Genomic DNA, 14,313 nt, shown 5'->3' with positions numbered 1-14,313 from the left:
GTGCACGCACACCGCCGCACGAAAGCCCCTGCCCCATGAGCGAACTCAAGATCAGCGAAGCCGGCAGCGTCCAGTTTCCGATGGTGGACCACGCGGTCGAGATCGGCTGGACGCCGCTGACGCCGCAGGAGGCGCTGACCCGACGCGGCGGGGAGGCTGGCAGCTTCTTGCGCGGAACGCTGGCCCGCAAGCTGTCCGAGTTCAATCCGTGGCTCAGTGACGAGGGCGTGCGCGGCGTGATCGATGCGCTGGAGGCGCTGCCGCCCACCATCGAGGGCAACCGCCAGCTCATGGCCTGGCTTCGTGGCGAGCATGGCTGGTATGACGAAGCCGAGAAGCGCCACCGGCGCGTCACGCTGATCGACTTCGGCACGCCGGGCGCCAACGATTTCCATGTCACCTGGGAATGGCGCATCAAGCCGCCTGCGCGCAAGGGCAACCGGGCCGATGTGATGTTCGTCGTCAACGGCGTGCCGGTGTGCATCGTCGAGCACAAGAACCCGAAGGACGGCGACGCCATCGAGCGCGGCATCAAGCAACTGCGCCGCTACGAGCTGGAGACGCCCGAGCTGCTGGCCAGCACCCAACTGTTCAACGTGACGCACCTGCTGGACTACTGGTACGGCGTGACCTGGAACGTCACCCGCCGCGACATGGCGCGGTGGAAGCAGGTGCCAGAAGACACCTACCGCTTCGCGGTGCAGTCGTTCTTCGAGCCGACCGACTTCCTGCGCACGCTGCAGCACTGGATTCTGTTCTACGTGCAGGACGGCGAGACGCGCAAATCGGTACTGCGGCAACACCAGCAGCGCGCCATCCAGGCCGTGCTGGACCGCTGCGCCGACCCCGCCAAGACGCGCGGCCTGATCTGGCACACGCAGGGCTCCGGCAAGACCTTCACGCTGCTGACGGCGGCCAAGCGCATCCTGGAGGACAAGGCCCGGTTCCAGAACGCCACCGTCATCCTGGTGGTGGACCGCACCGAGCTGGAGGGCCAGCTCAAGGGTTGGGTGGAGCGGCTGCTGGGCGAGATGCAGAAGCAGGACATCGCCACCAAGCGGGCCAACTCCAAGGCCGAGCTGCAGTCGCTGCTGGATGCCGACTTCCGGGGCCTGATCGTCTCGATGATCCACAAGTTCGAGGGCATCGCCAAGGCGAGCTGTACCCGCCCCAACGTGTATGTGTTCATCGACGAGGCGCACCGCTCGGTGGCCAAGGACCTGGGCACCTACCTGATGGCGGCGGTGCCCAACGCCACCATCCTGGGCTTCACCGGCACCCCCATCGCCAACAACGCCCAGGGCGAAGGCACCTTCAAGATTTTTGGTGCGCAGGATGACCTGGGCTACCTCGACAAGTATTCGATCAAGGAGTCCATCGAGGACGAGACCACGCTGCCGATCAAGCATGTGATGGCGCCGTCCGAGATGACCGTTCCTGCGGAACGGCTGGACAAGGAGTTCTTCGAGCTGGCCGAGGCCGAGGGCATCACTGACATCGACGAACTCAACAAGGTGCTGGACCGCTCGGTCGGGCTGCGCACCTTCCTGTGCGCCGACGAGCGCATCGAGAACGTCGCGGCCTTCGTGGCGCAGCACTTCCAGGAAAACGTGATGCCGCTGGGCTACAAGGCCTTCGTCGTCGCGGTGAACCGCGAGGCCTGCGCCAGGTACAAGCGCGCCTTGGACAAGCTGCTGCCGCCCGAGTGGACCGTGCCGGTCTACACCGACAACGCGGCCGACATCGTGGACCGGCCGCTGGTGGCCGAGCTGCAGATCAGCGCCGAGCGCGAGGAGGACGTGCGCCTGCTGTTCAAGAAGGCGGACCGCGATCCAAAGATCCTGATCGTCACCGACAAGCTGCTCACGGGCTACGACGCTCCGCCGCTGTACTGCCTGTACCTGGACAAGCCCATGCGCGACCATGTGCTGCTGCAGAGCATTGCGCGGGTCAACCGGCCCTATGTGGATGCCCAGGGGGTCAGCAAAAAGGTCGGCCTGGTGGTGGACTTCGTGGGCGTGCTGCGCGAGCTGAAGAAGGCCCTGAAGTTCGACTCCGACGACGTGAGCGGCGTCATCGAGGACCTGGACGTGCTGATGGCCGACTTCCAGCAGAAGATCGTGCTGGTCAAAGCAGACTACCTGGGCGACGTGGGGGACGGTGGCGCCGACGAGAAGCTGGAGAAGGTGGTCTATGGCCGCTTCCTCGCCACCGACGTGCGCAAAACCTTCTTCGAGCGCTACAAGGAGATCGAGGCGTTGTGGGAAATCCTGTCCCCGTCGCCCGAGCTTCGTGACCACATCGCCACCTACAAGCAGCTCTCGGTGCTGTACGCCGCAGTGCGCAACGCCTACGCCGACAAGGTGGGCTTTGTCGCAGACCTGGCCTACAAGACCCGCCGGCTGATCGAGGAAAACGCCACCCAGCAGGGCCTGGGTCGGCTGACCAAGAGCATCACCTTCGACACCAAGACCCTGCAGTCACTTCGCGGCGACACGGGCACCGACGAGGGCAAGGTGTTCAACCTGGTGCGTGGCCTGCAGAAGGAGATCGACGACGACGCCAATGCAGCCCCCGTGCTGCAGCCGCTGAAGGACCGCGCCGAGCGCATCCTGAAGGACATGGAGGAGCGGCGCACCACGGGCCTGGCCGCCATGGACCAGCTCGCCGCGCTGGCCGCCGAGAAGGAGGCCGCGATGCAGGCCGCAGCGGACAGCGGGCTGTCCGGCCGGGCCTTCAACGTCTACTGGACGCTGCGGGCGGATGCCGACCTGAAGGAAGCCAGCATCGATCCCATGGCGCTGGCGCGCGAGGCTGAGACCCAACTGGGCAAGTTCCCCAATGCGGCGGTGAACTCCGACGAGAAGCGACGGCTGAGAGCAGCGCTGTACCACCCGCTGCTCAAGCTGTCGGCTACGGCGCGTGCGCGCGTGGTAGACGCCATGATCGCCGTGCTGCTGAAGGACTCGGACGGCTGACATGGCGACGGCACACCATCGACAACAACCGGCCCAGCGCCGTCGCAAGGGCTCGGGCTACCCCGTCCAGGACCTGCGGCAGCGTGCCCTGGCCTGGGCCGTGAAGCTGCGTGTCAATCCGCGTGTCATCCGCGTCCAGGACATGCGGCACAAGTGGGGGTCCTGCACCTCGCAAGGCACCGTCACGCTGGCGCATGACCTTTTGGACCGCTCCGACGAGTTCCAGGACTACGTGATCGTGCATGAGCTGCTGCACATGCGGTATGCGAACCACGGTCGGGTCTTCAAGGCGCTGATGAGCGCCTATGTGCCGACCTGGCGCCGCCTGGAATCCGAGGCCGACAGCCCACCCGCGAAGACGGGACGCTGAGACGACAGATCAACAACACATCAGGGAAGATGAAATGACGGAAACCAAGGACGGCAACGACACCGAAGCGGCGACCATCGCGGCTCTGAGCCGCGAGGCCGAGCGACTGGAGGAGGACGCCACGTACTCCAGCAAAGGCCATTTCAATGCGGAAGATACGTGGGTGCGCCGCAACTACTGGCTTGGCGTACCGGCCACCGCCCTCGGCGCGATCGCTGGGGCTTCGCTGATCAAAAGCAGTCCCGAATTGGCGACGGTCTTCACGCTGCTGGCATCGCTGCTGACCGGGCTAATGACGTTCCTGAAGCCCAACGAGCGAGCCGCCCTCCACCGCGCAGCGGCTGGCCAGTTCCTGGCCTTGCGCAATGAGGCTCGATTCTTCCGCGAGATTGAATTGCTCCAGCTCGACCGACTTGCTGAGCTACCAGACAAGCTCCGGGCCTTGTCGGCCACCAGGAATGAGCTGAACAAGACGAGTCCCAGCATTCCCCGACACGCATTCGTCACTGCACGCAAAGGCATCGAGGAAGGCGAGGCTAGGCACAAAGTCGATCAGGGGGAGTAAGCGATGTCCGTCCTGAGCTTTCTGACCGACCTGGCCAGCCGCGCGGTGCTGTCCAGCACCGAGCAACAGTCCATCAACACTTCGGTGAGCACGCTGCAGAGCCGACTCGGCCTGCACTTCGAAGCCGGCGCCATCAAGCAGCACTTCCGGTTCGGATCGTCCACGCGCGGCACCATCCTGCCACGGTCGATGGATGAGCAGTCCGACATCGACTACATGATCGTGTTCAACGACGCCAGCGCCACGCCACAGACATATCTGAACCGCCTGCGGTCCTTCGTCGAACGGCGCTACGGCACCTCCGAGATTTACCAGTCGCAGCCGACCATCGTATTGGAGCTGAACCACATCAAGTTCGACCTTGTGCCTGCCACAACGAACTGGCTCGGCCAGCTCCAGATCCCCGACGGCGCGGGCGGCTGGCAAACCACCAATCCGAACGACTTCAACGCGACGCTGGAAGCCAGGAACAAGGAGCACCGCTCGCTGATCAAGCCGACGATCCGCCTGTTCAAGTTCTGGAGCGCGGCCAGCGGCTACGTCTTCCCCTCCTTCGAGATGGAGAAGTGGGTCTGTGGCCTGACCTTCTGGTTCCCGACAAACCAGCGGGATTACTTCTTCGCGGTGATCGATGCCCTGAGCACCGATTTCTCGTACACCCAGCGGGTCAACAACGAGATCAACCGCGCCAAGGTCATCGTCCAGAACACCAAGCAATACGAGGCCGAGGGCATGCCGCTCAAGGCCGAAGCCGAGATCAAGAAACTCTTCCGCCTCTGAAGCCTCACCAGTCATGAACCATTTGAACAACATCGCGCGGTCGCCGCGCGCATTGGCGGTCGGCATGGCAGCCGTGGTGGCCGTGCTGATCGGCTCGCACGGAACTGCCTTCGCCAACGACAGCAACGCTGCGAAGCCGGAGTCTCTCGCCTCGTTTGTCCAGCAAGCTTGGAAGATCGATGGCTTCCAGCTTGGTCGCGATGCCGTGAATTCCACCGTGCCGATGCGCGTGTCCACCTACATGTCGCCGGCATTCATCCACCGGGGCCAGATGGAGGGACTCGGCCTCAAGGCGAAGGAACTCTCCGAGCTGTGCAGCCGCCAAGGTGGCGAGTGGGCCTATCTGGGTTTGCCACCGGCACGCAGCGAACGGGGGCAGCCCCTGGCGTCCGGAAACTCGCTGGCTGGCGCCGCAGCCAGCGCCCCACCCACGGAAGCCGGTATGCGCGACTTCGTGAAGGCCGGCGAGCAGAGCGTCGCGGCCGATGTCGCCAAAGCCTTCATCGCAGCGCTGCAGCAAGCGCCCGATGCGTTGGTCGCAGACGCCCTTGAGAACGCGGTTCGATGGAAATGGCTGGGGCGCTTCGAGTGCCGCCGCGATGCTGCGCCCTGGACCGCCACGATCAGCTTCTCGAAGTGGGCTGCCCGCACCGAGAAGAGCTACGTCTACCGGGATGTCACGCTCAAGATCGAGTTGGCGCAGCGCTGACCGGCACGATTACTGAAACGCGGCACCGAGTGGACCGTCTATGGCCAGATTCTTTCCGGCACTCGATCAAGCAGAATTCCGCAGCGAAGGAGAATTCACGCTATTTCAGGAGCTTGCTGCGCTCAATGATCAATTCGTCGTCATCCACTCACTGCCATGGTTGCGCGGCAGAACAAAACGGATTTATTCGCAGGCTCTGAATGAATACCTGAAGGTCTCTGCATCGCGCAAACATCTTTCTGGGGAGGTGGACTTCGTGATCATGCATGCGGAATTCGGCATGCTATGCATCGAGACGAAATCGGGGCTCTACAAACCCTCGGGCTTCCGGTTCGTCCACGAGCGTGACGGATACGAAATCGATCCCCTAAATCAGGTCAAGGACAATACTTTCGTTCTAGGCGAGATGCTGCAATCGTGGCAAATGAAGTGCCCTATCGGTTACGCAGTTAATTTTCCAGACTTCGATCTGGATAGCTCGCAGATTGCTGGCGCATACTTGCCGATTGGCAGTTCACTTCCAGACGGCATCCTGATTCTGCATAAGCATCGTCGGGATATTCCTGCGCGCATCATTCAACTGATGACACACTGGAAGGCGGCACTCAACTACGAAAACCAGCATGAATTCAGTTGCGAAATTGACCGATTCCTGACGACCGTTTGGCCACAGGAGGTCCAAATTGGAAATCTTGGACGCAAGATTGCTGCGGACGGGGATCTATGGCTTCGACTTGATGACAAGCAGGCGCATCAGGTCTCGATGTGCCTCGATGCCAACCGCAGGCTGATCGCAGGGTTTTCGGGGAGCGGCAAGACCCTAATTGCCCGTTGCCTTGCTGAGCAGCTGGCAGCCCGAGGAGTCGATGTAATATTTCTTCTTAAGAATCGACAAATCACCCAGCGAGTGGCGACTCAATTGAGGCATCTCGGCCGAGCGGTCACGGTTCAGACCTTTCATTCTTACTGCGAGTCGCTCGGGGCGCGGAATCTGGATGGCGACCACGGTGAGCCAAACTATGACACGCATCACCTGGCTCTAGTTGGAAAGGTGGATCGCCGGTACGCAGTGCTGATCGTCGATGAGGCTCAGGCTCTCAATGAAGCAGATCATTTAGCACTGAGCAAGCACTTTTCCAGCGCGCGCATCTTCGTGTTTGCCGATGAACTTCAGGTGCTCCCCGGTATCGAAAAGGGCAGTTCATATCGGTTCTTGGAGGATACCTACAGCGGGCAATTCTTTTATCTTGCGACGGTCTATCGGAATCCTGGCGGAATCACGCAGCAGATGAAGGAAATGCTTATGCCTCGGCATGAAGTGACCTGCCCTCGCCCAATATTGAAAGAGGATTTGTCGAGGAGCATCAGCTGGGATGTACCAAGGACGATCCGCAGTTTGATGGCAGAACTGTCCTCGGCAGGTGTCCGAACTGAGGACATCATCATCCTAAGTCAGTTTTCCTGGGTGACTGAAGGTATCGACGTGCCGCGATCAACGATATCTGCGTATCGCGGCATGGAAAAGCCAGTCGTCATTGTCGTTGCCGGCTTCGAGATAGACGACACTACTTTGGCTTGCGCACTTGGGCGCGCTACCACGCGAGCCCATATCGTCGTGCCTGTCGAATTGCTCGTTGGGCTAAGCGATGCGAAGTCTGACTTCCTGCGCAGCGCATTGCAGGAGATTGACCGTACCAAGGTACTCAATCAGGATGCCAGCGCCTTATCCCCTCGATTCATCGCCAACAAGGTGCAAAAATACGCTGGCACGGTCGGAGAGCACAGCGTCCTGGGCGAAGGATTCGTCTACGCAAGTCGGTGGAGGCGCTGGATATACGAAGGCGGTCCCAAGTGGGCAAATCGCAGTGTTCAACTCTGGGGCTGGTGGCTTTCGCTTTCGACGGGCCTCGCTATCTCAGGACTCGACTCCGTTCGCAACGAGCCGACCGACTGCCGCCTCCAGCATTGTGCTGAATGCGACAACATCACACCGCATGATGGGCTGGGGAAGTGCCTCACTTGCCTGGCCCCGCCATTAAGCGAAGCCCGTGTGTCCGAGATGGTTCGGCACGCGGCTACGTTCGGCAAAGTGCACTCTGGACTGCCGTGGCAGTCGTTGGTCAACGTGGCAGTGCTCGTCACCAATTTCGAGTTCCCCCGATCAAATGAAAGTGTGCGTGGAATCGACGAGGTGCCGGCCCTTTTCCTCGCCACCACCATCGTCGAGTTTCGGATGCGCAACGAAGCGCCAGTTGCTCAAAAAACCCAGATGGAACAATGGCTGCGTGACGTGCTGGTCGTCGAGGAGTTGGACGACTCCATCGAGGGCCTCACGGGCAGAACGGTTGGCAGCCTTTGCGCGCAGAAGCTCTTGAAGAAGATCGGCATCGGTCGATACCGGTTGGCATGATGCTGTCGACAACCTCGGCGGACGCGAGCGTGGCGAGTATGAAGAACAACAGGGAGATGAACCCAGCATGATCAAGAAGCTCGAATCCATCAGCCTCAAGCGGCACCCCAAGCTCAATGAGAAGTGGGTGCAGGAACAGATCGCAGCCGACCCGACGCTGCTCGGTCTCGGCGACGTGGAAGTGAAGGACATCGAACGGCGGCAACCGGGTGCAGGGCGCCTCGACCTGCTGCTGTACGACACCGAAACCCTCAAGCGATACGAGGTCGAAATCCAGCTCGGCGCCACAGACGAGAGCCACCTGATCCGAACCATCGAGTACTGGGATGTCGAACGGCGGCGATACCCGCAGTACGAGCACACGGCGGTGATCGTGGCCGAGGAGATCACCTCGCGCTTTCTCAACGTCATCCACTTGTTCAACGGCCACATCCCGCTGATCGCGCTGAAGATGACCGCCTACCAAGTGGGCGACGAGGTGGCGCTGACGTTCGTGAAGGTGCTCGACGAGGTGAACCTGGGCCTGGTGGATGAGGACGAGCCCGTTGCTGAGGCACGAGACCGGCCGTACTGGGAGGCCAAGGCATCGAAGGCGACGCTCGCCTTGACCGACGACCTGCTGAACAAGGTGGTCAAGGCCGTGGAGCCGGGCGCGGCCTTGAAGTACAACAAGCACTACGTCGGCTTGGTGATCGATGGGGCGGCCTTCAACTTCGTCTCCTTCGTCCCGAAGAAGGCCCACGTCATCGTGTCCTTCCGCCTGGAACGGTCCGAGGAGGTGGACGCGGAACTTGACGAGGCCGGCCTGGTGAAGCTGGCCTATGACGCACAGTTCCGGCAATATCGGGTGCGGATTGACGCCAACCTGAAGGATCAGGGCCGTGAAGCCATGATCGAGTTGGCCAAACGAGCCAGGGCCAGTTTCGGCAAGGCCGGCTGAACCCGCCCCCCAGAGGTACCGTGATGAAGACTGCGAGCAGAGCGCTCAGGCGCCACCACCGCGAACGACTGCAAGGCGCCCGCCGTCATCGCTTCGGCCGGGACCTCAGCGCAGATGCACGATCGCTCGGCATGGCGGTGACCACGGCCAAGCCCTGCAGTTGCTGGGGTTGTGGCAACCAGCGCCGCTACTTCGGTCACACGCACCAGGAGGCCCGATTGTTTGCCCGGCTACTGGATATCGATCCGCCAGAGGCTTGACAGCGAGCCCGATCTCCGCAGCGTAACCTTCACCTAGCCGCGCAGCAGCTCTTGGAGTGGCTCTGGCAGCCTTGCCAGGAATCCATCGAAGTCGCCGGCAAAGTCCCGATCCACGCAACCGAGCAGTTCAGCTCGACCCGCCTCAGCGGTGAAGCGAACGGCACATCGATGCGGCTCCCGGTCGTCATCAACGAAGGCGTCCGCCAAGCCGTTGAAGTCGCACAAGAGGACGAGCCCCTCGGACGCGGCCCATTGGCGTATTGCCATGTCGGCTGCTGGGCCACCTGCGATAAACGTCGGCACAGCCTGCTCGTGCGCCTCCATGAACAGCGGTCGTGCCCAGATCGATCCGTTCATGCAAAGCATATGCACATGGTCGGCCGGCAGGCGTTCGACGAACTGACGCAGCGCCGCTTGGAAGTTGACGCGCTCAGGATCAGCAGAGTCGTTGTAAAACGAGTTCATTCAGTCCTCTGAAAATTGTTCGGGGCGTGGCCGGCCCCGTGAGGGTCTTGAGCGCTCTGATTGGCCACGGAGATATCCTATTGCGGAGGCCGTTGTATAACTTTCAGACCGTGGTGAAGGTGACACGCCGAGGCCGGGCGGGCTTACCTCCTCAGCCGGCCAAAACCGATGCAGCCAGCTTCTTCGCCAGGTCCTCGGCCCTCGGGTGGTAGTAGCGCTTCAACATGCGCAGGTCCTTGTGACCGGTGACGCTGGACAGCTCCAGCACGTTGGAGAGCTTTTCCGCCAGCCGTGACGCCGCCTCGTGCCGCAGGTCATGGAAGTGCAGGTCAGGCAGCTTGGCGCGCTTCACGGCACGCTGCCAGGCCAGCTTGAAGGCATTCTCGGTGGTGCCAAAGACCAGCGCCCCGCTGCCCTTGGGCCAGGCCCGCAGGATGGCCACCGCCTTGGGTGTCAGCGGCACGTACCGGGGATCGCCGTTCTTGGTCTCCGGCAGGTAGGCCACGGCCTTGTCCAGGTCGATGTGCTGCCATTCCAGGCGCAGCAGCTCACCGCGTCGCATCGCGGTCTCGATGGCCAGTTCCACCATCGGCCGCAGCCACTTCACGCGGCAGCTCGACAGGTCGCCATCGACGTGCGTGCAGGCGGCCAGCAATCGCGCCTCCTCCGACGGCGTGGGCGCAGTGCCCTCCCCCGCTTCCGATCCGGCCGCCAGCCGGCGGCTGCGGGCGTTCGACACCTTCGGCCGCTTGACATGGTTGAGCGGGTTGACCGGTAGGACGATCCCCCACTCCTTCATGGCGTGGTTGAGGATCAGCGCGAGGTCGCCCATTTCGCGCAGCACGGTGGCCGGCGCCACCTGCTTCAGGCGCTCATCGCGCCACGCGGCGAAGTCAGTCGCCTTCAGATTGGCGACATAGGTCTGCCACAGCTTGTGCTTGGCAGTGTTGCGAAGGCGGGCAGCTTCCTTCACCTGGCCCCGATGCGAGGGCGTGACCTCGCGGATGAAGCGCTCGATCAGCTCCTTCATCGTGGTGCGGTCGGCCTCGTTGCGGACGATGTAGCTGCCGCGCTGCATCTCCGCCTCGACCTGTACCGCCCAGGCATGGGCCTCGGCCTTGGTGTCGAAGGTGCGGGCCTGCATCGGATAGCCCTTGCGGCGGATGCGCGCTTCCCACTGGTACTCGCCGCGCTTGTAGTAGCTGGCCATGCCAACTTGCTCCTGTCACTTCCTTGGTTGCCAAAACGGGCAGTGGCGGAAAAGTGTCGGAGAAATGGCCGCGTATAAATTTGCGTGGCCGCTCAAGCTGTTCCTGGCCTGCAACGCCGAGCTGCCGGGCGCTCCCGTCACCTGCGAGCCAGGCGACCAAAACACCAGTCAAATCAAGCACTTACAGAGCAAAGACCAAACAAAAAGCCCGACACGAATTCATCCGTGTCGGGCTCTTGATTCCTACCAAATTTGGTAGGCGCGATTGGATTCGAACCAACGACCCCCACCATGTCAAGGTGGTGCTCTAACCAGCTGAGCTACGCGCCTGTTGAGCCCATAACTATAGCACAGCTTTTTCCGGCTGCCGAATATTTCTTTCAGCGGCGGCGCGCATGGCGCACGCCGGGCACCTGGGCCACCTGGCGCAGCACGGCGTTCAGGCGCGTGGCGTCGCCCACCTCCACCGTGAAGGTCATGTAGGCCGTGCTGCCCGTAGGCCCGCGCACCGACTGCGTGTGCACGCCGGTGATGTGGGTCTTGTCCTTGGCGAACACTTCCGAGATGTCGCGCAGCAGGCCGGGCCGGTCGGCCGCCTCCACCATCACGTCCACCGGGTAGATGGCCTCGCGGTCCTTGGGCGGCTCGCCCCAGGCCACGGGAATCACGCGGTCGGGCTGCTGCTGGGCCATGTGGCGGAAGTTGGGGCAGCCCACGCGGTGGATGGCCACGCCCTTGCCGCGCGTGACGTACCCGCCGATCTCGTCGGGCGGCGCCGGCCGGCAGCAGCGCGACAGCTGCGTGAGCAGCGATTCCACGCCCACCACCAGCACACCGCCATCGCCCGCGCCGCCGGCCCGGCTGCGCTTGAGCGCGATGGTCTCGGGCGCGGCCTCGGGCTCGGGCGCCGGCGGACGCAGCAGGTTCTCGATGGTGCGCAGCGAGAACTCGTCCTTGCCCACCACCTCGAACAGCGCATCGGCGCCCTTGAAGCCCAGCTGCGCGGCCAGGTCGTCCAGCTTGATGGCGGTGCGGCCCTCGCGCTGCAGCAGCTTCTCCACCAGTTCGCGGCCGCGGGCGATGGTGCCGGCCTGGGCCTGGGCGTTGAACCAGGCGCGCACCTTGGCGCGGGCGCGCTGGCTCTTCAGGTAGCCCAGTTCGGGGTTCAGCCAGTCGAGCGACGGGCCGCCCTCCTTCACCGTGATCACCTCCACCGTCTGGCCGTTGGCCAGCGGCGTGCCCAGCGGCACCATCACGCCGTCGACCTTGGCGCCGCGGCAGCGGTGGCCCACATCGGTGTGCAGCGCGTAGGCAAAGTCCACCGGTGTGCCACCGGCCGTCAGCTCCACCACCGCGGCCTGGGGCGTGAACACGTAGATGCGGTCGTCGAAGGCCGGGGCGCCGGGCGTGGCGCTGCCAGCCGCACCCTCGCCTTGCCCGCTGCCCTGGCCGACGAAGTCGCGCTCCCAGGCCAGCAGCTGGCGCAGCACGGCCTTGCGCGCCTCGGCCACGCGCTCCTCGAAGTCGCCCGCGGCCAGCACACCGGCATAGCCCTTGGTGCCGGCCTCCTTGTAGGCCCAGTGCGCGGCCACGCCGTGCTCGGCATGGTCGTGCATGGCCTGGGTGCGGATCTGCACCTCCACCGGCCGCGCGGGCTCGTCGCCCACGGCCATCATCACCACTGTGTGCAGGCTCTGGTAGCCGTTGGGCTTGGGGCGGGCGATGTAGTCGTCGTACTCGCCGGCCACCGGCGTGTAGCGCTCGTGCACGCGCGACAGCGCGGCGTAGCAGGCCGGCACATCGGCCACGATGACGCGCAGCGCGCGCACGTCGAACACGCGCTCCAGGCCCAGGTTCTTGCCGCGCATCTTCTTCCAGATGCTGTAGAGGTGCTTGGGCCGGCCCTGCACCTGAGCGGTGATGCCCACCGCTGCCAGTTCGTCGGCCAGCTGGCGGCGGGTGGCCTCGATGCCGGCCTCGCGCTCCACGCGGCGCTCGGCCAGCAGCCGCGCCACCTGCTTGTAGGCCTCGGGTTGCTGGAAGCGGAAGGCCAGGTCCTCCAGCTCCCACTTGATCTGCCAGATGCCCAGGCGGTTGGCCAGCGGCGCGAAGACCTGCTGGCTCTCCTGCGCCAGCGCCTGCGGGCACGGGTTCTTGCTGGCGGCGTACCAGCGCAGCGTCTGCAGACGGCTGGCCAGGCGCAGCAGCACCACGCGCAGGTCACGGCTGAAGGCCAGCAGCATCTTGCGCACGCGTTCGGTCTGCTCGGCGCGCTGCTCGTCGCCCACCTGGGCCTCGCGCGCGGCGCGCTGGATCTGCACCAGCTTGCGCGTCAGCGTCACCAGGCTGGCATAGCTGGGGCCGAAGGCCTTGGCCACCACCTCCTCGGGGCGCTGCAGAAAGTCACCGGCATACACCAGGTAGGCGGCGGCGCGCATCGACGGCGCCGCGCCGATGCTGCGCAGGATCTCGGCCACGCCGTCGGCATGGCCTTGCGCGTCCTCGCCGGTGTCGAGCAGGCGGCCAGCCAGCAGCGGCTCGGCAAAGGCGCGGGCACGCTGCAGGGCGTCGGCGCCGCCATCGTCGCCGGCCTGGGCACGCGCAGCGGGATCCACCTCCACCACCTGCACGATGGCAGCGGCGTCACGCGCCTGCGGCCCCAACGCCGCGGGTTCTGTCTTCATGGAATCGCTTCGGGCTGTCGGTCGGACTGCGTCAGGGCTGCAGCAGGAAGTCGCGCACCACGGCCACCTGATCCGGCGCCACCAGGGTGGGGGCATGGCCCACGCCGGGCAGTTCCACCAGGCGCGCCTGGGGGCCACGCTGGGTCATGGCCTGGGCGGTGGCGGGCGACAGCAGATCGCTCTGCGCGCCGCGCAGCAGCAGCGTGGGGCATTTCACGCGGTCATAGCCGGCCCACAGCGCGGCCTCGCCGGCCTGGGCCAGCTCGGGCGTCACCAGGCGGAAGGGCACGGCGATGGCCGGGTCGTAGTGCGGCTTGAAGCCGTCGCCATCGGGCTTGAGCTGCGGGCGGGTGAGCGCCAGCCACTGCTCACGCGTGTGCGGGCCGAAGCCCTGGCTGATGGCCCACAGCGCATCGGCGGCATCGTCCACGCTGCCCCAGCGCGCCGGCAGGCCCAGGTAGGTGCCGATGCGCTGCAGCGCCGCGTACTCGATGCTCGGGCCCACGTCATTGAGCACCAGGCGCGAGATGGGGGTGTCGGGCAGCGAGGCCACACCCAGGCCGATCAGTCCGCCCATCGAGGTGCCCACCCAGTGCACGGTGTCGGCGTTCAGACGCGCCAGCAGCGTGACCATGTCGGCCACGTAGGCCGGAATCGCATAGCCCATCGGGTCGGCCAGCCAGTCACTCTGGCCGCGGCCCACCACGTCGGGGCAGACCACGCGGTACTCGCCGGCCATGGCGGCCGCCAGCGTGTCGAAGTCGCGCCCCTGGCGCGACAGGCCGTGCACGCACACCAGCACGCGCGGGTTGGCGGCGTCGCCCCATTCCCAGTAGGCCATGCGGTGCAGGCCGCGGCTGTCCAGGCATTGCACATGGTTCAGGCGCGGCTGGGCGACGTCGGCGGGCAGGCGGTGAAGGTCAGTCACTTTTCAGGCTCCTT

At 64.3% G+C, this 14,313-nt stretch carries 11 protein-coding genes and 1 tRNA gene; 7 read left to right on the top strand and 5 right to left on the bottom strand.

Annotated features, from left to right (window positions below; all coding sequences use genetic code 11):
* Positions 1 to 35: 35 nt before the first annotated feature.
* The 7 genes from AACH10_RS17940 (at position 36) to AACH10_RS17910 (ending at position 8,752) form a co-directional block, all read left to right on the top strand.
* The gene (locus tag AACH10_RS17940; protein ID WP_341411856.1) at positions 36 to 2,978 is read left to right on the top strand and encodes a type I restriction endonuclease subunit R; all 2,943 of its coding nucleotides are present in this window, start codon (positions 36 to 38) and stop codon (positions 2,976 to 2,978) included.
* Between the two features lies 1 nt (position 2,979).
* Entirely contained in the window at positions 2,980 to 3,348 is a 369-nt protein-coding gene (locus tag AACH10_RS17935) for a M48 metallopeptidase family protein (RefSeq protein ID WP_341411855.1), read from the top strand.
* 34 nt (positions 3,349 to 3,382) lie between these two features.
* Positions 3,383 to 3,913 (top strand): SLATT domain-containing protein, encoded by a 531-nt coding sequence (locus tag AACH10_RS17930; protein ID WP_341411854.1) that lies wholly within the window; start codon positions 3,383 to 3,385, stop codon positions 3,911 to 3,913.
* 3 nt (positions 3,914 to 3,916) lie between these two features.
* Positions 3,917 to 4,693: an SMODS domain-containing nucleotidyltransferase gene (locus AACH10_RS17925; RefSeq protein ID WP_341411853.1), complete on the top strand. Its 777-nt coding sequence runs from the start codon at positions 3,917 to 3,919 to the stop codon at positions 4,691 to 4,693.
* Between the two features lie 13 nt (positions 4,694 to 4,706).
* Entirely contained in the window at positions 4,707 to 5,402 is a 696-nt protein-coding gene (locus tag AACH10_RS17920) for a hypothetical protein (RefSeq protein ID WP_341411851.1), read from the top strand.
* Between the two features lie 40 nt (positions 5,403 to 5,442).
* Complete coding sequence (locus AACH10_RS17915; protein ID WP_341411850.1) at positions 5,443 to 7,812, top strand: AAA family ATPase; 2,370 nt, start codon at positions 5,443 to 5,445, stop codon at positions 7,810 to 7,812.
* Positions 7,813 to 7,879: 67 nt separating this feature from the next.
* A complete protein-coding gene (locus tag AACH10_RS17910; protein ID WP_341411849.1) occupies positions 7,880 to 8,752 on the top strand; it encodes a hypothetical protein in 873 nt (290 codons plus the stop codon).
* A 293-nt stretch (positions 8,753 to 9,045) separates the two neighbouring features.
* Here the strand turns inward: AACH10_RS17910 and AACH10_RS17905 are convergent, their stop codons facing one another.
* The 5 genes from AACH10_RS17905 to AACH10_RS17885 all read right to left on the bottom strand — a co-directional run bounded on the left by AACH10_RS17905 (position 9,046) and on the right by AACH10_RS17885 (position 14,212).
* Positions 9,046 to 9,477 (bottom strand): hypothetical protein, encoded by a 432-nt coding sequence (locus tag AACH10_RS17905; protein ID WP_341411848.1) that lies wholly within the window; start codon positions 9,475 to 9,477, stop codon positions 9,046 to 9,048.
* Between the two features lie 151 nt (positions 9,478 to 9,628).
* Positions 9,629 to 10,621 (bottom strand): site-specific integrase, encoded by a 993-nt coding sequence (locus AACH10_RS17900; protein WP_341411847.1) that lies wholly within the window; start codon positions 10,619 to 10,621, stop codon positions 9,629 to 9,631.
* A 319-nt stretch (positions 10,622 to 10,940) separates the two neighbouring features.
* Positions 10,941 to 11,017: transfer RNA gene (locus AACH10_RS17895), tRNA-Val, on the bottom strand.
* A 50-nt stretch (positions 11,018 to 11,067) separates the two neighbouring features.
* A complete protein-coding gene (locus AACH10_RS17890; RefSeq protein ID WP_341411846.1) occupies positions 11,068 to 13,371 on the bottom strand; it encodes a RelA/SpoT family protein in 2,304 nt (767 codons plus the stop codon).
* A gap of 31 nt (positions 13,372 to 13,402) precedes the next feature.
* Positions 13,403 to 14,212, bottom strand: a complete 810-nt coding sequence (locus AACH10_RS17885; RefSeq protein WP_341412312.1) for an alpha/beta fold hydrolase — start codon at positions 14,210 to 14,212, stop codon at positions 13,403 to 13,405.
* Between the last annotated feature and the right edge of the window lie 101 nt (positions 14,213 to 14,313).

The organism is Pseudaquabacterium inlustre (assembly GCF_038066595.1).
In the GTDB taxonomy this organism is placed as follows: Bacteria; Pseudomonadota; Gammaproteobacteria; order Burkholderiales; family Burkholderiaceae_C; genus Pseudaquabacterium; species Pseudaquabacterium inlustre.
Note: the sequence above shows the minus strand (reverse complement) of the source record. Positions and strands in the feature narration are given on the sequence as shown.